Source organism: Bartonella sp. AA126HLJHH (assembly GCF_042197425.1).
Taxonomy (GTDB): Bacteria; Pseudomonadota; Alphaproteobacteria; order Rhizobiales; family Rhizobiaceae; genus Bartonella.
Genome location: NZ_JBHIRU010000005.1, coordinates 61485 through 82431 on the forward strand (window position 1 = coordinate 61485; position 20947 = coordinate 82431).

Consider the following 20947-nt stretch of genomic DNA (forward strand, 5'->3'; position numbering starts at 1 on the left):
TGCTATCGTTTTAAATTGTGTTCTTAGTTTTGTTTGAGGATAAAAATCTTACCAATACAGCTTTCATGAGTTTGTTTAAAGGTAAGAAATAACAAAATGGAAAGCAAAAAGATGATCTCTAAAGACCCAAGACTTCATGCATTCAGAGATGATCTAGCAGATCAACGTCTTGAAACAGAAATTACAGCTCAGCGCTTTGTTCAAGGTGAAAAAAGACGTGTTAATACAGCGGTCGCTGGACTTTTTAAAGAAAATAGTAAAAAAAGTGAAAGACAAACAGAATGCTTATTCGGAGAAGAACTTCTCATTTTTGAACAAGGGGAAACAATGTCGTGGGGACAATCACTCAAAGATGGTTATGTTGGTTATATTGATACAAAAGTTCTTTGTACATCAACCATAAAACAAACGCATGTGGTTTCAGTACCACGTACATTTAAATATTTACACGCTGACTTACGTGGACCAATAGTATCCCCTTTATCTATGGGAAGCAAAGTTAGTGTTGTTGATGAAATTGAAGTCCGTGACACAATGTATTCTATTCTTGAAAATGGAACAGCAATCATTACGAGTCATCTCAGCCCCATTGGACGCGTATATGAAGATTATGTCACAGTTGCAGAAACCTTTATCCGTACACCTTATCTTTGGGGTGGTGTCAGCGGTTTTGGAATTGATTGTTCGGGACTCATTCAGCTCTCTATGATGATGACCAATCAAATAGTTTTACGTGACACCGATATGCAGCAAGAAACTATAGGCAGTCCTCTTACAGATACTGATAAACTTCAACGAGGCGATTTAATTTTTTGGAAAGATCATGTTGCTATTATGGTTGATCACGCAAATATTATTCACGCAAATGGTTTTTCTATGGACGTTATGATTGAGCCCTTGGAAAAAGCAATTACGCGTATCGCTAAAAAAAATCAATATCCCATCGCAAAACGCCGTCCAATTCAAGAAACTTCATACATGCCTCCTATAAAAAATTAATTGAATGTTTTATTATTACAATATATTGATTTATAAGGATAATTATCCATCATTCACTCTGCGTCAAGCATTCTAAATATCGTAAGATTTTTTATTTCAAATCTGTTTTTATGTTGGATCAATCAAAGCCGCTTGTCTGTTCATCATAAGCGGAATTGATGTATAAGTAAAAATGATTACGAAAAGAAAAATATCCCTTCTGAATGCCCTCAAATGCCAAGAGCTATCGTAACTAACATTGGAACCAGCTTACTCCTTCATAAGCGTAAAGATAGTGGCGCTCAATAGATTTTATCTTATAAAGCTTTACCATTATACCATTCACGAGTGCCGGCACGAAATGGGCTTTGGAATATTGCGAGATGCCTCTTTTAAACAACCCCGCAAATATGCAACACAATGGCGTTCTATATTACGTAAGCGATATGCCCCTCTTAATCAAAAGCAACATTTTTTGAAATTTTTCCTATTATCGATATCTTATGAAATAAATACTCCTAATATCTCTCGGTGCCTCCAAGACAATCTCTCAATAATAATCGCGAAAAGTATAAATCCATTATCTACCACCATTTTTATGCTTATGAAGCGTGCAAAGGCATCATTATACACTTTGCCAATTCTCAATGTTGCGATAACCCTTGGCTATTGGAGAGTGTTCTTTCAGCACGTATTTTATTTCTTTCTTAAATAATTTTATCCACATGAATCTCCCCGCTTGGAACGTGCAAAAGAATGGTTTTGATTAATTTAACATAAAACAGACTTGAAATGAGAAAAATTTTTACGACTCTGGACTTCCCCATGCAACATAAAAAAATTATAAATTATCATTATAACTCAATATATTAATTTATATTTAAACAATATTTCCTTCTTATAACACATTAAAGAAGGTGATTTTTCAATACCTGAACCAATGGTTTATCAGCATCAGGCATAGGGTATTTATCAAGATCATTAATAAAAACCCATTCTAAATTTTGCCCTTCTCGTCCTTGCGCAACGCCCTCATAATGGTCACAAAGATACAATGGCATTAAGAGATGAAATGTTTTATAGCTATGGCTCGCAAACGTTAAAGGGTGTAAATTATTTGGTTGAACATAAATACCAAGCTCTTCCTCTAGTTCACGAATTAATGATGCTTCCGGAGTTTCACCTTGCTCAACCTTGCCACCAGGGAACTCCCATAAACCAGCCAGTGATTTTCCTTCAGGACGCTGTGTAAGCAAAACACGATTATTCTGATCGAACAGTGCACATGCAACAACAAGAAGAATGGAACTTTTCATACACATATCACTCCCCAATAGGGAACATAAAGATAACTGACTTTTCTATCATATCCCCTCTGCTCCTAAAAGAGCTCACATACCCCATTTGCTCTGAAAAATAATAAACTGTTAAATATAAAGTGCATCCATTAACTTCTGTAATCGCTATTGATCATAACGTACTCTTTTGTTAAATCGCAAGACCAAACCGTCGCCGTACTCTTACCCAAACCGATATCAACACGAATCGTGATGTGTTTACCTTGCATATAAGTACCTATTGTCTCTTCACAATACTCAGGATCTCGTACGCCATTCACGGCCACACGATGCTCACCAAACCAAATCGTCAATAGATCACGATCGACTTCAACACCGGCCTTCCCAACTGCCATAACGACCCGCCCCCAATTCGCATCTTCACCGGCAATAGCCGTTTTTACGAGCGGTGAATTTGCAATTGATAAAGCAATAGTTTTAGCTGCATTATTTGTTGTAGCACCCACCACATTAACCTCAATTAAATGACGAGCGCCTTCACCATCACAAACAACTTGTAGTGCAAGTTCATGCAGAAGTGCACTCAAGTGCTTTGAGAATACTTGATAACGCGGATCTGTTTTACATCTAATGCAGGGAAAATGTTCTTTCCCTGTCGCAAACAACATAAGCGTATCTGAAGTTGAGGTATCGCTATCAACAGTAATTGAATTGAAAGAACCCTCAACTGCCTCTGATAACATGGATTGGAGTGCATCCGAAGAAATGGTAGCATCACTAACCACAAATGACAGCATTGTCGCCATATCGGGTGCAATCATACCAGCACCTTTTGCAATTCCATTAATGGTAACACGCTCTCCCCCACAGTCAAAAGTGCGCGTCGCAAGTTTTGGAAATGTGTCCGTTGTCATTATGGCTTTTGCAGCTTCCAACCAATTTCCCTCTTCTGCTGTCTCTGTCATACTTGGTAAAAGATTGACAATACCCGATGCATCCATTGGCTCACCAATAACACCCGTAGAAGCTATAAAAATTTCAACTTCTCTAACCTTTAAAGCGTTCGCTGCTGCACAAATAATTGCATCGGTTGTGTGCTTTCCTTTGCTTCCTGTAAAAGCATTTGCATTTCCAGAATTCACAACAACACCCCTTGCAACCCCATGAGGAAGCGATGCACGACAATGCTCTACAGGTGCAGATGGACATTTTGAACGAGTAAAAACACCGGCCACACTCACTGGCTTATCGAATATGATGAAAAGAAGATCTGTACGATCTTTATATTTAATCCCAGCTTCAGCTGTTGCTATCCGTACACCAGATAATGGAGAAAGCTCTTGGATCTTTTGAGGCGACAAAGGAGAGATTTTCAAAACCACAATATGCTTTCTATAAAAAAATGAAATGATTGCAGATCAATAACCTCTCATAGAAAACTGCTAGGCTTTTTGAACAAAACTAACCTAGCAAATTATCTATTAAAGAGGCTATCTACTTATTTTTCCTAGCTATTCCGTATCTTCTTCATCAGATGTTTCATCGGGAAGTAGCGTCCCATTTTGATGAAGCGATTCCATGATTTTTGTAACATTAGGATCAGGGTATTTCACATCTATCTTGCTACGCAAATCAACAATCAGTTCTTGATAGCGCTTTTTTATTAGCTGTGTCCGCAACATCTCTTTAACATCATCAAATGCAGGCGGTTGTTTTACACGACGATCTTCTAATTTAATAATATGCCAACCAAAAGGACTTTCAACGGGTTGTTTTGTGTATTCGCCAACTTTCAAACCAAATGCGGCATCTTCAAAAGGCTTGACCATTTGACCATGGCTAAAATAACCAAGATCACCCCCAACGGCAGCAGAACCATCTGTTGAACTTTTCTTTGCAATCTCTTCAAAATTTTCGCCTTTATTTAAATGCTTAATGATAGCTTCTGCTTCTTTTCTCGTTTTGACCAAAATATGACGCGCTTTAACCTCATCCTCTTTAGGTAAAGCAGCAACTTCTTGCTTATAAAGAGCTTCCAAATCAGTATCCGATATTTTATCAACAATCGCCTGTTTAAAATAAAGCTGTTGAAGAACATTGTCACGCATGACTGCCATACGTTTATCGTAAGCTTCTGTCTTATCAAGACCTTTGCTTCTTGCTGCTTTTGCGAGGGCCTGCATATCTAAATAAGCTTTTAGAACCATCATACGGCGTTGTTCATCAGGAAAACGTGCTAAATTAGGATTTATTTCAAGCGCTAAATCATCCAATTGGCCTGCTGTAATATTTTTCCCATCAATAACCGCCATAACATGAGAAGGAGAAACGGCTTTTTCAGAAGTTTTCTCTAAAGTCTTTAAATCACTCGACGATGAATTCAAACCTTCTTGAGCACTCACCCCTAAACTTGTACTTGCCAATAAAGTTGATGCTAAAAAAAGCGTGATAAAGTTAAATTTCATAAATATACTCCTTAAAAATGAAGGCAGGTTCAAGATTCCAATTTTCTTTACCATAACACTTTAATCTTTAAACATAGAGAAATAAATTAGTAATTTTATTTTAAAAAAGTATAAAATTATCCTTTTATCTCAGTTTCTCCAATCCTATCTAATGCAGATGAAAAACATGATAATAGAGAAAAATGACATATTGTATCTTAAATTACTTTGTATTGTATCAGTTAAATAGCATACTTAAAGTTGACATAAAGCGCTTAGCCTCTTATCTCTACTTTATAATTAGAGTGAAAAATTGCACACCAGCAAGTATAATGGTACCATCTGCATTTCATGATGTCACTAATGATATCAGATAATTTGAAGAAAATGTAGAGTATGGGGAGAGCGTATGAATTACCCAACAAGAGTGACAACAATTAAAAGAAAGGGCCAGAGATGGTCAGTTTAGGTGTTTTTGCCCGTAAGTTTTTTGGTTCAGCTCATGAGCGACATCTCAAAGCACTCCGCCAAAAAGTTGCACAAATTAATGCTTTGGAAGAACAATTCGTAAAATTAAGTGATGAGCAGCTTTACCAAAAAACAGATGCCTTTCGTAAACGTCTTAGTGAAGGTGAAAGTGTTGATTTGCTCTTACCAGAAGCTTTCGCGACTGTTCGTGAAGCCGCAAAACGTGTTTATGACATGCGTCCTTTTGACGTGCAACTTATTGGTGGAATGGTCCTTCACGACTGCGGCATAGCTGAAATGCGTACTGGTGAAGGTAAAACATTAATGGCAACTCTACCAATTTATCTCAATGCATTGGAAGGTAAAGGCGTTCATGTTGTGACAGTAAACGATTATCTCGCCAGTCGTGATGCTGAAACAATGGGGAAAATTTTTAGTTTTCTAGGGCTTACAACAGGCGTGATTCTTCATGATCTTGATAGTGATGCCCGCCGAGAAGCCTATGCATGCGACATCACCTATGCCACAAATAATGAACTAGGTTTTGATTATTTGCGTGATAATATGGCTTTCGATCATAGTCAAATGGTCCAACGTGGACATCATTACGCAATTGTTGATGAAGTTGATTCGATTCTTATTGATGAAGCCCGTACCCCCCTTATTATTTCTGGTCCTCTAGAAGATCGTACTGACTTCTATAACCTTATTGATACATTTATTCCTGCCTTAACTCCAGAAGACTATGAAATAGACGAAAAACAAAAAACAACGACCTTTACCGAAGTTGGTACTGAAAAAATTGAAAAAATGCTCGAACAAGCTGGGCATCTTAAAGGTGAGAGTCTTTATGACATAGAAAATGTCGCTATCGTTCATCATGTCAATAATGCTCTAAAAGCTCATAAACTCTTTGCTCGCGATAAAGATTATATTGTTCGCAATGATGAAATCGTTATTATTGACGAATTTACAGGGCGAATGATGCCTGGGCGGCGTTATTCTGAAGGACTTCATCAAGCGTTAGAAGCTAAAGAGCATGTTGTTATTCAACCAGAAAACCAGACACTTGCTTCCATCACTTTCCAAAATTACTTCCGTATGTATAGGAAATTATCTGGCATGACTGGAACTGCAACAACAGAAGCCGAAGAATTCAGAAATATTTATGGTCTTGACGTTGTCGAAATCCCTACAAATTTGCCAATACAACGTATTGATGAAGATGATGAGATTTATCGAACAGCAGAAGAGAAATATCGGGCAATTGTGCGTGATATCCGTCAAGCTCACGAAAAAGAACAGCCTATTCTTGTTGGAACAACCTCTATTGAAAAGTCAGAACAATTGGCAGAGCGTTTGCGAAAAGAAGGCATTACCGATTTTAGAGTCTTAAATGCTCGCTATCACGAACAAGAAGCATATATCATTGCGCAAGCAGGAGTTCCTAGAGCTCTCACCATTGCAACCAACATGGCAGGACGCGGTACGGATATACAGCTTGGTGGTAATGTTGAAATGCGCATCCGACAAGAGTTACAGGATATCCCGGAAGGTCCAGAGCGGACAGCTAAAATTGAAGAAATAAAAAAAGATGTTCAGAAGCTTAAAGAAAAAGCTTTAGCGGCTGGAGGGCTTTACGTTATCGCTACTGAACGTCATGAAAGCCGTCGTATTGATAACCAGCTTCGTGGACGTTCTGGTCGCCAAGGCGATCCTGGTCGCTCAAAATTCTTTCTCTCTCTTCAAGATGATCTTATGCGTATCTTTGGCTCTAACCGTATGGATGGTATGCTGCAAAAACTTGGATTGAAAGAAAATGAAGCTATTATCCATCCATGGATTAATAAAGCCCTTGAAAAAGCACAAAAAAAGGTCGAAGCACGAAACTTTGAAATTCGTAAAAATCTGCTAAAATATGATGATGTCATGAATGATCAACGCAAGGTTATTTTTGAACAGCGTATGGAGGTCATGAATGCAGATGATTTATCAGAAATGATCCTTGAAATGCGTAATGAAGTCGTAGAGGATCTCGTAGAGGCTTATATTCCATCAGGGACATATTCTGAAAAATGGGATGCAAAAACTCTCGAAGAAGAGCTTCAACAACTCTTTAATCTTGAGCTTCCAGTGGAAAAATGGGCAAAAGAAGATGGAATTGCCGAGGAGCAAATTCTAGAGCGTGTATCAGATGCTGTTACAAAACTTGAAAATGAGCGTACTGAACGATATTCTCCAGAAGTTATGGCTTATTTTCACAAAGCAGTATTGCTCGAAACTATTGATACGTTATGGCGTGAACATCTGGTGAGTTTAGACCATTTGCGTTCTGTTGTTGGTTTTCGTGGTTATGCGCAGCGGGATCCGCTCAATGAATATAAGACAGAATCATTTGAACTCTTTCAAAGTATGTTGAAAAATTTGCGCCGAATTGTCACTTCTAAGCTTATGCGCTTTGAAATCATTCAACACCCCACAGAACCGGCCATGCCTGAGCAAACTGATGCTGCTTCTTCTGTCTTTAATGATCAAAGTCAAGAAAATGCTCCCACCTTATGGGCACGATCACAAGAAAATAGATTTGTTAATCCACAAGATCGTGACCCTAACGATATAACCACATGGGGAAAAGTTGGACGTAATGAGCGTTGTCCTTGCGGTTCAGAGAAAAAATACAAACACTGTCATGGAGCCTTTGTTTGAAAAGCAAACTATGCAAATGAATAAAAAGCGAAATTATGAGCAAGAATTGCGCACAGCTGGTTTAAGAGTAACACGTCAACGACGAGTTATTCTTGATATTTTGACTGATACAAATGATCATCCTAATGCATTTGAAATTTTTCAGCGTGCAAACAAAATAGATTCGAATATTTCACTCTCAACTGTTTATCGAACCATGAAAATATTAGAAGGAAATGGAACAATTCATCGCCATAGCTTTAGTGGTGGTCCATCTCGTTTTGAGCAAGCAGATGGGCAACATCATGATCATCTCATTGATATAGAAACAGGACAAGTTATCGAGTTTCATTCTGATGTTATTGAAAAGCTGCAAGAGGAAATTGCAAAATCTCTTGGCTATGATATTATTCATCACCGCCTTGAACTTTACGGAAAAAAAAACTCTTAAAAAAGTAATCATATATCATTAGATAAAATACCTTAGGCAAATCAAATTTTATAAAAATTTACCTTTAAAATATAATAGTTTTCATTGGCAAAAAAAAAGAATTGCTTTATTACCCCTCTTTGTATGATGCTATACAGTAATTCATTGCCAATATTATAACAAAAAATCATTGCAACAAAATATTATAAAAATTGTATTATGAAAAATTAGGCCAATATTATCATGGTTTCTTTGCCACAAGATCGTATGAGACAGCTTGAAAAGCGCTTTGAAATAATTGAAAGCCAAATGACGACGAATCCAAATGCTGAAACATATGTCAAATTAGCTTCTGAATATGCAGAACTACAACCCGTTATTACCTCTATACGCGCATTAAATGCTCTTTACGAAGAGATTACAGAATTAGAAACGATTATTAACGATAAACAAACAGATATAGAGATGCGTAATCTTGCCCAGGAAGAGCTATCATCGTTATATAAAAAAGTAGAGCAATTTGAAAAAGAACTCCAGATTCTGCTTTTGCCTAAAGATGTTGCTGATGAAAAAAGCGCTATTATTGAAATTCGAGCAGGAACGGGTGGATCAGAAGCAGCACTTTTTTCCGGTGATCTTTTTCGCATGTATGAACGTTATGCCCATGCTCACCATTGGAAAGTAGAAGTTATTTCACTCAGTGAGGGGGAAGTTGGCGGATATAAAGAGATTATTGCTAGCATTTCAGGAAAAGGTGTTTTTTCTAAATTGAAATATGAATCAGGTGTCCATCGTGTGCAACGCATCCCTGAAACAGAGACAGGTGGACGTATCCATACATCTGCTGCTACCGTTGCTGTACTTCCAGAGGCTGAAGATATTGATATTGATATTCGTCCTGAAGATATTCGTATCGACACAATGCGTGCATCTGGAGCAGGAGGACAGCATGTTAATACAACGGATTCAGCTGTTCGTATCACGCATATTCCAACAGGAATTATGGTCGTACAAGCAGAAAAATCACAACATCAAAACCGAGCACGAGCCCTTCAAATTTTACGGGCACGCTTATTCGATATCGAACGACAAAAAGCGGAAAATGAACGTTCAGCTTCCCGTAAGAGCCAAGTTGGTTCTGGTGATCGTTCAGAACGCATTCGTACCTATAATTTTCCACAAGGACGCATCACGGATCACCGTATTAATCTAACCTTGTATAAGCTTGATCGCATTCTAGAGGGAGATCTTGATGAACTTCTTCATGCACTCATCTCAGATCATCAAACAACACTGCTGATGGAAATGGATAATAATTGAGCAAATATTCTTTCAAGAATGTTATCCAACAAATGCAAGAAAAATTGCGCACGAAAGGGATTGCTGAAGCCGATCTCGATGCGAGAATACTCGTTGAATGGATAACAGGAATAAATGCTGCTGAAAGAATTTCTAAACCAGATATGCATCTATCTTCTGAGCATATTATACAAATAGAACAGGCTTTACAACGCCGTATTGCAGGCGAACCCATTTACCGTATTATAGGAGCACGAGAATTTTATGGTATATCTTTTACGTTGTCTCAAGAGACGTTAGAACCTCGCCCTGATACAGAAACGCTGATAGATCTTGTTCTCCCTTTTCTCCAAAAACAGATCAAAAACTCGAGAAAAATAACACTCCTTGATATGGGGACAGGAAGTGGCGCCATTGCCATTGCCATTCTTAAACAAATTCCACAATCCTATGCAGTCGCTGTCGATATTTCTGAAGATGCCCTTAAAACAGCGACAAAAAATGCAAAAAATGCTGAAGTAATACATCGCTTCACACCTCTTCTTAGCGATTGGTTTGATTCTGTCACTGGTCACTTTGATTTTATTGTTTCCAATCCACCTTATATTCCCGCAAAAGATATCAAAAAACTTGCAAAAGAAGTGCGCTTACATGATCCATTGCGCGCTCTTGTCGGTGGAAAAGATGGTCTTGATTTTTATCGAAAGCTCGCCCATGAAGCAGCCAACTACTTAAAAGAAAACGGCACTATCGCTGTTGAAATTGGTTACTCTCAAGAAAAAGAAGTATGCAATTTGTTTGAAACAAATGGCTTTCAATGTTTAGAAATGCGCAAAGACCTCAGTGGAATACCCCGCGCACTTCTATTTGCATGCAAACATTAAAATTCCCAATCATCATCCGTAGTAGCAACCGCCTTGCCAATGACATAAGAAGAACCTGCCCCTGAAAAAAAGTCATGATTTTCGTCAGAGTTTGGTGATAAAGCTGCCAAAATAGCGGGATTAACACGACAAACCTCAGGGGGGAAAAGAGCTTCAAAACCTAAATTCATTAAAGCCTTGTTAGCGTTATAATGAAGAAAAATTTTAACATCTTCTGTCAATCCAAGCGCATCATAAAGATCTTCAGTATATTTGCACTCGATGTTATAAAGATCAAAGAGCAGGTTAAAAGCAAAATCTTTAATTTCTTGTCTTTTGGCTTCATCAAGCTTTGCAAAGCCCAATTGGAATTTATAACCTATATAATAACCATGGACTGCTTCATCACGAATGATTAGTCGAATAAGATCTGCTGTATTGGTCAACTTAGCGCGACTGGCCCAATACATGGGCAAATAAAAACCAGAATAAAATAAAAAGCTTTCCAGCAAAGTCGAAGCAATTTTTTTCTTAAGTGGATCATTTGCTTCATAACGCTCAAGTACTAATCTAGCCTTTTTCTGCAAATGAATATTTTCTTCTGACCATCTAAACGCATCATCAACTTCTACCGTCGAACAAAGGGTTGAAAAAATAGAGGAATAAGAACGTGCATGAACCGCTTCCATGAAGGCAATATTCGTCAAAACTGCCTCCTCATGCTCTGTTATCGCATCAGCCAGAAGCGAAATGGCTCCTACAGTGTTTTGAATTGTATCGAGAAGCGTTAGTCCTGTAAAAACACGAATCGTTAGCTTGCGTTCTTCATCCGTTAAGCTTGACCATGAGGGAATATCATTGGAAAGTGGAACTTTCTCAGGTAACCAAAAATTCCCAGTTAAGCGGTTCCATACTTCAAGATCTTTCTCATCATGTAATCTATTCCAATTAACAGCACACACAACAGGATTTTTGATTGTAATCTTTGTCATATGATGATCTCCTATAAACTGCACGAAACACAGCCATCAACTTCTGTTCCACTTAATGCTACTTGCCGTAATCGTACATAGTAAATACTCTTGATACCCTTTTTCCAAGCATAAATTTGTGCGCGGTTAATATCACGTGTGGTCGCTGTATCAGGAAAAAATAATGTTAATGAAAGACCTTGATCAACATGCTGTGTTGCAGCAGCATAGGTATCTATAATTTTTTCAGGACCAATCTCATAAGCATCTTGGTAAAAATTCAAATTCGTATTATCCATATAAGGAGCGGGATAATAAACGCGCCCAATTTTTCCTTCTTTGCGAATTTCAATTTTTGAAGCAATTGGATGAATGGAAGAAGTGGCATGATTAATATAGGAAATAGATCCCGTAGGTGGAACTGCCTGCAAATTGCGGTTATAAAGCCCATACTCAATAACTAATTTTTTGAGTTCCTGCCAATCCTTTTGATCTGGAATAACAATATTATTCCGTGCAAAAAGCTCTTGCACAAGCGGAAATTGCGGTTTCCATTCTTTTTCAATATATTTTTCGAAAAAACGTCCATCTGCATAAGCTGATTTTTCAAACCCTGCAAACATTTCTTGACGTTCGTGCGCAATTAAATTGGAAGCCCGTATGGCGTGATATGTCACAATATAAAAATAGATATTGGTAAAATCAATCGCTTCTGGAGACCCATAATAGATCTGCTCACGCGCTAGAAACCCATGCAAATTCATTTGTCCCAAACCAATCGCATGACTTTCAGTATTGCCTTTCGCAATGGAAGGCACACAAGCAATATTGCTCATATCCGAAACAGCAGTAAGAGCACGAACAGCAGATTCCACGGTCTGTCCAAAATCAGGACTTTCCATTGCATTGGCAATATTCATGGATCCAAGATTGCAGGATATATCACTTCCAATCGTGCGATAAGTTAAATCTGTCTCCAGTTCACTCGCCTCACTCACCTGCAAAATTTCTGAACATAAATTGCTCATACTTATGCGCCCAGCTATCGGATTCGATCGATTAGCAGTATCCTCAAATAAAATATAGGGATAACCGGACTCAAATTGAATTTCCGCTAATGTCTGGAAAAAAACGCGTGCATTTATTTTCTTTTTACGAATCTTTGCATTATCAACAAAAGAACGATAATGCTCCGTTAAAGAAATATCGCTAAAGGGCTTACCTGTCACACGCTCGATGTCATACGATGAGAAGAGATACATATCCTCATTATTCCGTGCAAGCTCAAAAGTAATATCAGGAATAACGACACCAAGCGAAAGCGTTTTAATTCTAACTTTTTCATCAGCATTTTCACGCTTTGTATCCAAAAACTTCATAATATCTAAATGATGAGCATGCAAATAAACAGCTCCAGCCCCCTGTCGTGCCCCAAGCTGATTGGCGTAAGAAAAAGAATCTTCTAAGAGTTTCATCACCGGTAAAACACCTGAGGACTGATTTTCTATTTGCTTAATTGGCGCCCCTGCTTCCCGCAAATTCGTTAAACAAAGCGCTACACCTCCACCACGTTTTGAAAGCTGCAAAGCCGAATTAACCGAACGACCTATCGATTCCATATTATCTTCAACACGTAGCAAAAAACACGAAACCAATTCACCTCGTTGTTTTTTCCCAGCATTTAAAAATGTCGGTGTTGCCGGTTGAAAACGTCCTGTAATAATTTCATCCACAAAACTTTCAGCAAGAGCTTTATTCCCTTGTGCCAAATATAAAGCTACAAGACAGACGCGATCTTCATAACGTTCAAGATAACGTTTCCCATCAAAAGTTTTCAGTGTATAGCTGGTATAATACTTAAATGCGCCTAAAAAGGTAGGAAAACGAAACTTAAATGCATAAGCACGTTTAAAAAGCTTTTTAATAAAAGAAAAATCATAAAGCTCAAATAAAGCTTTTTCATAATAACCTTCTTCTATTAAGTAATCTATTTTTTCCTTCAGGTTATGAAAAAAAACTGTATTTTGATTAACATGCTGAAGAAAATATTGCCGCGCAGCAAGCCGATCCATATCAAATTGAATATGACCATTTTCATCATAAAGATTAAGCATCGCATTCAACGCATGATAATCAGTAATCTGATCCGATTTCTGCGATTGTCCTATACCAATTGTTTCCAAAATCTTTCCAATCCCTTTTTTACATAAATAACGTCTTCATCAGTTCCACGCAGCTCAAAACGATAAAGGCAAGGTACACAACATTTTTCAGCAATAATTTTACTTGCTAGATTATAATAGCGACCAAAATTACGATTCCCACCGCCAATAACACCACGAATTAATTTTCGGTTCTCAGCTTCATTAAGAAACTGGACAACGGCTTTCGGCACGGCCCCTCTTCCTTCGCCATCTGCATATGTAGGAACAACCAATACATAAGGTTCACCAACCAATGCAGAAGGCTTTTTTTTATCAATTTTGAAGAGTCGTTGCCCAAGCTGCGAGACAAAATGTTCTGTATTACCCGTTGCACTCGAATAATAAACAATAAGCCCCATTAAGCACAAAGACCACTAATCATATCTGGTCTAAAACCAGACCAATGATTTTCACCACAAACAACGACAGGAACCTGACGATACCCCAGAGATTGAACAAAACTGTATGCTTGTTCATCACAAGAAATATCAACAACACGATAATGAATGCCTTTTGCATCAAAAGCGCGGCGTGTAGCATCACATTGGACACAAGATGGTTTGCTATAAATAGTGATCGACATTTTCTTCAACTTTCACAATTCCAAACAATCAACCCTGAAAGGTCAATCTAATAATTTTATAGGTACTCAAGAATAACAAAAAATAGAAATTGTACGCAAAACATATGGTTATTTTCAAATAATACACAGCTTCCTGAACATAACAGAATTCCTCTCATCAAATAACTTCAAAAACTATGATGAGAATAAGCGATTATTCTACAACTTAAATGGCAAAGCCCCCTAGTTATAAAACAATCTTTTGCTTGCATTACAATTCCCTCCTGCTGTCTAAAAAACTAATGTTCTAAACTACCGTTTTTCAAGAGCTCTGTTTGCTCTTTTACGGCAAAAATCAATTACAAAAACGAAAGGAAATCCTTCCAAAAGAGACCCTTCAGTAAAAATACTGCTATACCTTTGGCCAATAAACTCTTTACAATAATGGAAATAACTTAGATACCAAACGAAACACACTAACACCCTCTCTTGTGCTTATTTAGAATCACCAATCATTTTGATACTATATATAGTATATACTCTCTCTCTTTCGTCAAGGTGAATTCAATTATTATTTTTAATTTTCCACGATCTTCCCACTAAAATTTTCAGTACTCAAAACTATGTAATAATATAACATTTTGTTGACAAACGTTATATTATTACATAGTTTCCAAAATAATAAGTAACGATGGTAAAAAATATGGATCTGTACTTCAATAAGACAACATTAGGCTATAGGAATAGAATAGCAATAAAGAACTTTTCAGCAAAGTTAAAAGCTGGTTCATTGGTTGCAATAACAGGTGATAATGGCGCTGGAAAATCGACACTGCTAAAAGCCATCGCCGGATTGATTAAACCTCTTAAAGGAAAAATTACAAAACCAAAAAAAAGCCGCATTGCTTATCTTGCTCAGCAATGTGATGTGGATAAAACATTTCCAATTGATGTGAAAACGCTTGTAAAAACAGGACTGTGGTCTTTTTGTGGATTATGGAAGAATCAGCGCCCTTATGATTCTAAGATTCAAAATGCTCTTAAAATGGTTGGGCTTACAGAACTCGCACCCCGTTCGCTTGAAACATTATCAGGCGGGCAATTACAACGCGCTCTTTTTGCACGTATCATTGTACAAGATGCCAATATTATTTTACTTGATGAACCTTTCAATGGTGTAGATCATAATACCCAAAAAGACCTTCTTGCTCTGATCACATACTGGCAACAGCAAGGACGCACAATTCTCACAGCACTCCATAACCCTCTCATCGTGCAAGAATTTTTCCCCCAAATGATTCAAATTGATCAACAAAACGCCTTTTATGGAGAAACAACACAGTTTTTAAACAACACCCTTCATCACGTTATGCCACCTCTCACATCCCATTCTTTTCCTATTAGCGCACAAAAACAAAATCTTCTCATCAATGATCCTCTCTTTCTTAGGTTATAAGACGTGTATACATTTTTTCTTGCCCCCTTTGTTGATTTCCAATTTATGCAAAACGCCCTTATCGGTTCTATTTTTCTGTCTATTAGCGCTTGTCCTGTTGGTGTATTTTTGATGCTCCGTGGAATGAGCTTGACAGGAGATGCTATCTCTCATGCCATTCTTCCTGGTGTTGCAATTGCTTTTCTGATTTGTGGTTTTTCCCTCATATCTATGACACTTGGTGGCATCTTCGCTGGTCTTATTGTTGCTTTAGCAACCATTTTGATTTCACGAAACAGCTTTCAGAAAGAAGATGCATCCATGACCGTCTTTTATCTTATTGCACTCGCGGCAGGTGTTATTATTATCTCACTGAAAGACTCAACAATTGAGCTGCTTCATCTCTTATTCGGATCGGTTCTTGCACTTGATGCACAAGCCCTTTGGTTAATCACTACTATAATGCTGATTACACTCTGCAGCCTTTGTATTTTTTGGCGTGCACTCGTTTTAGAAAGCTTTGACCCCCTCTTTTTTAAATCACTCTCTCCATTGAGTAAATATATTCATATTTCATTGCTTGGACTTGTGGTGTTGAATCTGGTTGGAGGCTTTCAATCACTAGGAACATTACTTTCCGTTGGTATTATGATGATTCCAGCCATTACAGCCCGTTTTTGGTTTTCACGGCTAGGCCCTATTTGCGCGCTTTCCACTCTTTTTGGAATCATTTCTAGCGTATGTGGTCTCCTGCTTTCTTTTCATCTTTCACTTCCCTCCGGCCCTGCTATCATCATTGCCGCAGGATTTATTTATCTTGTTTCCTGTTTGATAAGTCCACGTGGCTTTATTGTAACATGGTTTCCCCACCTCTTTTATACCTCCTCACTTTAAGGAAAAAAATGTGCCTAAGTTTGCTCAAAAATTTGTTCTTCTTGGAGCTTTATTGCTTGCCCTTTCTCCATTTTCTGCTTCTGCACACAATAAAATCAAAGTTGTTGCGAGCTTTTCTATTCTCGCAGATCTCGTAAAAAATGTAGGAGACAACCATATCTCTATGACCACTTTTGTAGGTCCAAATGCGAATACCCACACTTATGAACCTACCCCCCATGATGCTCAGGCTCTTAGAAATGCTCAAATTATTTTCATCAACGGGCTTCATTTAGAAGGATTTATTGATCGCCTCATTACAGCAAGTGGGACAAAAGCACTTCTTGTCGAAGTTAGCGCTAACATTCCTTCCCTCAAAATGAAAAATCAAGAACATAATGCCCATCACCACCACAGCGTTATTGATCCACACGCTTGGCAAACAATTCCCAATGTCAAAATCTATGTGAAGAATATCGCTGCTGCTTTTTGTAAAATCGATCCACAATCCTGTACCAGCTACAAAAAAAATGCCGAAACCTACATCCAAAAACTTAAAATAGCACAAGATACCCTGAAAACAAAAATTGCTGCCATTCCTAAAGATAAACGTATCATTATCACATCTCATGACGCGTTTGGCTATTTTGCCAAGGAATATGGTTTTACTATCCTTGCCCCTCAAAGTGCTTCAACAGAAGCTGAAGCAACCGCAGCCGATGTAGCCAAGCTTATCCAACAAATTAAAGCGAATAAAGCAGCTGCCCTATTCGTTGAAAATATCTCTAATCCCCGTCTCATAAAACAGATTGCAAAAGAAACAGGTTTAACAATTGGTGGAACACTTTATTCTGATGCATTGTCAAACAAAAATGGCCCTGCAGCAACTTATCTCGATATGATGGAACATAATGTAAATACCATCATTGATGCTATCACGAAACCTTAAAAAATCTTCTACGAAAGAGAGAAGAAAAAATTCATAAAATCATAGATCTATGATTATGTTACCAATAATACTCAATCCTCATGATTGGTGACAATGATATAAAACAAAGTTGATTTTACAGAAAAAATTTATACCCTATAGATGCTAAAATGGATCAAAGTTAAGATATAAGGTGCATAGTGCCATCATCTATGAATAATTTTCTCTCTCTATTTTTCTTATTCATTCTTTATAAGATACATAAATTATTACATCAGGAAATAGATAATAATAGATTGTTTTTTATTGATAAAGTACCTTTCTAAATGAGAAGAAATATGGTTAATAAATGGTTATTATCTCTTGATGTTTTTCTACAATGAAAAGAACTTTATTATGTTTGATGTTTGAAAATAATATTCTTCTTATAGACCATAAAAGTGCAAGATTTCATTATATGAGCGTTTCGAATATTCTCAACATCATGTGACAATGAACCATTACCAAAACTTTTAAAATTTTATTTTTAATCTCATCGGTTATACTCTGATTTTGTGAATGTAATCGAGAAAGTCAGAATACAACATTATCATGACGCAGCATAAAAGAGAGTCGTATCACATCAATTAATGCTTACTTATTATTTGTGCGCTTTCCTGTGTTTTTATTAAAAGTATGAAAATTCTGATGAGCAACAGTGAAACTTAGTTTTTGACCATAGTCGTGTGTCAAGCGTTCTTTTATTTCAATCGTAAAGATGATACCATTCCAACGCGTTAAAACATGGCAACCTGTTCCAATAAGCTTGATAAGCTCAATTTTTGTGTGAAAGACAGGCCCTTTATCTGGATGTTGGCCCAATAAGATTATTTCAGGTCTGAATGCTAAAAGATCAGTTTCTTCACCATAAGAAAATGAATGCCCTAAATGTTGTTCTAAGACATGGCGATCAAGAAAATTCATAGGAGGAGAACCAATAAAATCAGCAACAAATGTTGTTGCTGGAGTATCGTAAATTTCCATTGGTGTTCCAATTTGCTCGATAGCTCCTTTATTCAAAACGACTATTCTATCAGCTAATGTCATAGCTTCTAGTTGATCATGGGTAACATAGAGGCTCGTTGTTCCTAATGAACGCTGTAGTGTTTTTATTTCAATACACATTTGCGCCCGTAATTTTGCATCAAGATTTGAAAGAGGTTCATCAAAGAGAAAAACACGGGGTTGACGTACAATCACACGCCCCATTGCAACACGCTGACGTTGTCCTCCTGATAATTGTCGTGGTTTACGATCAAGAAATGGTTCTATCTCCAAAAGCTTTGCAGCATGTGCGATACGTTTTTTAATTTCTTCTTTAGGAGTTTTACGATTTTTAAGACCATATTCTAAGTTTCCACGAACTGTCATATGGGGATAAAGGGCATAATTTTGAAAAACCATAGCGATATCACGATCAGCTGGTTCACGATCATTGATACATTCGTTATCAATGCATAATTCACCTGAGGTAACTTGTTCAAGTCCTGCTATAATACGTAATAAGGTCGATTTTCCGCACCCTGAAGGACCGACAAGAACAAGAAGTTCTTTATCGGCAACAGTTAAGTTTAAATCATCAATGACCAGAATGCCGTTGTCATACTGTTTTTTTATATTTGATAACTGGATTATGGCCACAATTACTTCTCCGTTTCAATAAGGCCTTTGATAAAAAGCCGCTGCATGAAGATAACAACAAGAACAGGAGGAACCATGGCAACAACCGATACTGCCATGAGTATATTCCATTGAGGATCATGTTGAAGTGATTCGACAATAAGCTGTTTTAAAATAATAAGGATCGTTTGATGATTTTGATCCGTTGTGATGATAAGAGGCCAGAGATATTGTATCCATCCATAAATGAACATAATGATAAATAAAGCAGCGATATTGCTTTTACTAAGAGGAAGAAGAATATCCTTAAAAAATTTAACTGGACCTGCACCATCAACACGTGCCGCCTCTAAGAGTTCATCTGGAACAGTCAAAAAAAACTGGCGAAATAAAAATGTAGCGGTTGCAGATGCAATAAGTGGAATAATCATTCCACTATAGGTGTTGACCATCCCCAATTTTGCAACAATCTCATAGGTTGGAAGAATACGAACTTCGACAGGGAGCATCAATGTAACAAAAATAAGAACAAAAGCAGTTTTTCGGAAGGGAAAGCGCATGTAAATAATTGCATAAGCAGACAAAAGTGAAATAATAATTTTTCCAACGCTAATCCCAAGAGCCATAATGAATGAATTCATTAAGAGTGGCCAGAGGTTGGGCAAACCCAGCTGTGCAAGGCCATCACCAAAGATTGTTTTATAATTTTCCAGAGCATATTTCCCAGGCAAAAGAGGAAGTGTTCCTGAGTTAAATGCTGCTGAACTATGAGTTGATGCAATGATAGCAACATAAACTGGAAAGCAAATAATGATAATACCAACAATGAGAATAATATGGGTTAGAAATTTCAAAACAGGGCGATTTTCAACCATAATTTGTTTCCTAATATTGTACACGGCGCTCAATCCAGCGAAACTGGATAAACGTTAAGACAATAACCATCAACATCAATATTGTTGATTGTGCTGCTGATGCACCGATTATTTGATTTCTAAAGCCATCGTCATATACTTTATAGACGAGGATGCTCGTTGCACGCGCAGGACCTCCAGAAGTGGTATTATCAATAATACCAAAAGTATCAAACATAACATAATTGACATTGACAATAAGAAGGAAAAACGTCGTTGGTGAAATTTGCGGGAAAACCACTGTCCAAAATCGTTTAAAGGGACCAGCACCATCAATGGCGGCTGCTTCTATTTGAGAACGCGGAACAGACTGAAGACCTGTAAGAAAAAAGAGAAAATTGTAAGAAATTTGTTTCCAACTAGCCGCAATGACAATAAGAATCATTGCTTGAGTGCCATTAATACGATAATTCCATAGCACCCCTATTTTCTCGAGAAAAAAAGGGATAATTCCGATGGTGGGATGAAAGATAAACAGCCACAATATACCTGCCAATACTGGAGCAACAGCATAGGGCCAGAGCAAAAGCATTGTATAAGCCTTTTTTGCACGTATGACACGATCAACACAGACAGCTAAGAGAAGTGATATTGTCATTGAAGCGACAGTAACTGAGATGGAAAATACTGCGGTTGTAAGAAGCGATTGCCGATAAGTAGGATCAGAAAGAACGGTTAGATAATTCTCAAAACCAATAAAGGTTGTTGTAAAGCCAAAAGGGTCTTCACGCTCAAAAGATGATTTTATTGCTTGGGCAGCAGGCCAAAAGAAAAACAAAAAAGTCACAAGAAGCTGAGGAAAAAGCAATCCGTAAGAAAGTAGACTATTTTTAAAATATGCATGTTTTTCTTGCATTCGTAGGGCTCTTTAAATGTAGAGACTTTAAAAAAGTAAACAAAAAGGACTCAACCGTTTTTGTTGAGTCTTTAATGTTT

Annotated in this window: 18 protein-coding genes; 8 read left to right on the plus strand and 10 right to left on the minus strand. The window is 37.4% G+C overall.

The window, feature by feature from the left end; genetic code table 11:
• Window positions 1-111: 111 nt before the first annotated feature.
• Window positions 112-999: an NlpC/P60 family protein gene (locus tag ACFIQC_RS04045; protein ID WP_375706773.1), complete on the plus strand. Its 888-nt coding sequence runs from the start codon at window positions 112-114 to the stop codon at window positions 997-999.
• A gap of 887 nt (window positions 1000-1886) precedes the next feature.
• Here ACFIQC_RS04045 and mutT read toward each other — a convergent pair.
• The 3 genes from mutT to ACFIQC_RS04060 all read right to left on the minus strand — a co-directional run bounded on the left by mutT (window position 1887) and on the right by ACFIQC_RS04060 (window position 4741).
• Window positions 1887-2300, minus strand: a complete 414-nt coding sequence (mutT, locus tag ACFIQC_RS04050) for an 8-oxo-dGTP diphosphatase MutT (RefSeq protein ID WP_375611826.1) — start codon at window positions 2298-2300, stop codon at window positions 1887-1889.
• A gap of 125 nt (window positions 2301-2425) precedes the next feature.
• A complete protein-coding gene (gene argJ, locus ACFIQC_RS04055) occupies window positions 2426-3658 on the minus strand; it encodes a bifunctional glutamate N-acetyltransferase/amino-acid acetyltransferase ArgJ (protein ID WP_375706774.1) in 1233 nt (410 codons plus the stop codon).
• 129 nt (window positions 3659-3787) lie between these two features.
• Window positions 3788-4741: a peptidylprolyl isomerase gene (locus tag ACFIQC_RS04060; RefSeq protein WP_375621185.1), complete on the minus strand. Its 954-nt coding sequence runs from the start codon at window positions 4739-4741 to the stop codon at window positions 3788-3790.
• Window positions 4742-5176: 435 nt separating this feature from the next.
• Between ACFIQC_RS04060 and secA the strand changes: the two genes are divergently transcribed.
• The 4 genes from secA (at window position 5177) to prmC (ending at window position 10486) form a co-directional block, all read left to right on the plus strand.
• Entirely contained in the window at window positions 5177-7894 is a 2718-nt protein-coding gene (secA, locus tag ACFIQC_RS04065) for a preprotein translocase subunit SecA (protein WP_375630002.1), read from the plus strand.
• Window positions 7833-8324, plus strand: a complete 492-nt coding sequence (locus tag ACFIQC_RS04070; protein ID WP_375611830.1) for a Fur family transcriptional regulator — start codon at window positions 7833-7835, stop codon at window positions 8322-8324. The genes secA and ACFIQC_RS04070 overlap by 62 nt, the downstream gene beginning before the upstream one ends.
• Before the next feature lie 222 nt (window positions 8325-8546).
• The gene (prfA, locus tag ACFIQC_RS04075) at window positions 8547-9623 is read left to right on the plus strand and encodes a peptide chain release factor 1 (RefSeq protein ID WP_375706775.1); all 1077 of its coding nucleotides are present in this window, start codon (window positions 8547-8549) and stop codon (window positions 9621-9623) included.
• Entirely contained in the window at window positions 9620-10486 is an 867-nt protein-coding gene (prmC, locus tag ACFIQC_RS04080) for a peptide chain release factor N(5)-glutamine methyltransferase (RefSeq protein WP_375621182.1), read from the plus strand. Before prfA ends, prmC begins: the two co-directional genes overlap by 4 nt.
• Here the strand turns inward: prmC and nrdF are convergent.
• From nrdF to nrdH, 4 genes are read right to left on the minus strand one after another with little or no spacing between them, the layout of a single operon-like run.
• A complete protein-coding gene (nrdF, locus tag ACFIQC_RS04085; RefSeq protein ID WP_375706776.1) occupies window positions 10483-11457 on the minus strand; it encodes a class 1b ribonucleoside-diphosphate reductase subunit beta in 975 nt (324 codons plus the stop codon). The two genes, prmC and nrdF, sit on opposite strands and share 4 nt — an antisense overlap.
• 11 nt (window positions 11458-11468) lie before the next feature.
• Entirely contained in the window at window positions 11469-13619 is a 2151-nt protein-coding gene (nrdE, locus tag ACFIQC_RS04090; RefSeq protein ID WP_375621181.1) for a class 1b ribonucleoside-diphosphate reductase subunit alpha, read from the minus strand.
• Window positions 13601-13999, minus strand: a complete 399-nt coding sequence (gene nrdI, locus ACFIQC_RS04095; protein WP_375621180.1) for a class Ib ribonucleoside-diphosphate reductase assembly flavoprotein NrdI — start codon at window positions 13997-13999, stop codon at window positions 13601-13603. The genes nrdE and nrdI overlap by 19 nt, the downstream gene beginning before the upstream one ends.
• Window positions 13999-14223 (minus strand): glutaredoxin-like protein NrdH, encoded by a 225-nt coding sequence (gene nrdH / locus ACFIQC_RS04100; protein ID WP_005774163.1) that lies wholly within the window; start codon window positions 14221-14223, stop codon window positions 13999-14001. The genes nrdI and nrdH overlap by 1 nt, the downstream gene beginning before the upstream one ends.
• A gap of 682 nt (window positions 14224-14905) precedes the next feature.
• Between nrdH and ACFIQC_RS04105 the strand changes: the two genes are divergently transcribed.
• From ACFIQC_RS04105 to ACFIQC_RS04115, 3 genes are read left to right on the plus strand one after another with little or no spacing between them, the layout of a single operon-like run.
• Window positions 14906-15658 (plus strand): ABC transporter ATP-binding protein, encoded by a 753-nt coding sequence (locus ACFIQC_RS04105; protein ID WP_375693624.1) that lies wholly within the window; start codon window positions 14906-14908, stop codon window positions 15656-15658.
• 3 nt (window positions 15659-15661) lie between these two features.
• Complete coding sequence (locus ACFIQC_RS04110) at window positions 15662-16531, plus strand: metal ABC transporter permease (RefSeq protein ID WP_375611837.1); 870 nt, start codon at window positions 15662-15664, stop codon at window positions 16529-16531.
• Window positions 16532-16541: 10 nt separating this feature from the next.
• Window positions 16542-17459: a metal ABC transporter solute-binding protein, Zn/Mn family gene (locus ACFIQC_RS04115; protein ID WP_375621177.1), complete on the plus strand. Its 918-nt coding sequence runs from the start codon at window positions 16542-16544 to the stop codon at window positions 17457-17459.
• A gap of 612 nt (window positions 17460-18071) precedes the next feature.
• Here the strand turns inward: ACFIQC_RS04115 and ACFIQC_RS04120 are convergent.
• From ACFIQC_RS04120 to ugpA, 3 genes are read right to left on the minus strand one after another with little or no spacing between them, the layout of a single operon-like run.
• Complete coding sequence (locus tag ACFIQC_RS04120) at window positions 18072-19118, minus strand: sn-glycerol-3-phosphate import ATP-binding protein UgpC (protein ID WP_375621176.1); 1047 nt, start codon at window positions 19116-19118, stop codon at window positions 18072-18074.
• Between the two features lie 2 nt (window positions 19119-19120).
• Window positions 19121-19972 (minus strand): sn-glycerol-3-phosphate ABC transporter permease UgpE, encoded by an 852-nt coding sequence (ugpE, locus tag ACFIQC_RS04125; protein ID WP_375613289.1) that lies wholly within the window; start codon window positions 19970-19972, stop codon window positions 19121-19123.
• Window positions 19973-19982: 10 nt separating this feature from the next.
• Complete coding sequence (ugpA, locus tag ACFIQC_RS04130) at window positions 19983-20867, minus strand: sn-glycerol-3-phosphate ABC transporter permease UgpA (RefSeq protein ID WP_375621175.1); 885 nt, start codon at window positions 20865-20867, stop codon at window positions 19983-19985.
• Window positions 20868-20947: the final 80 nt, after the last annotated feature.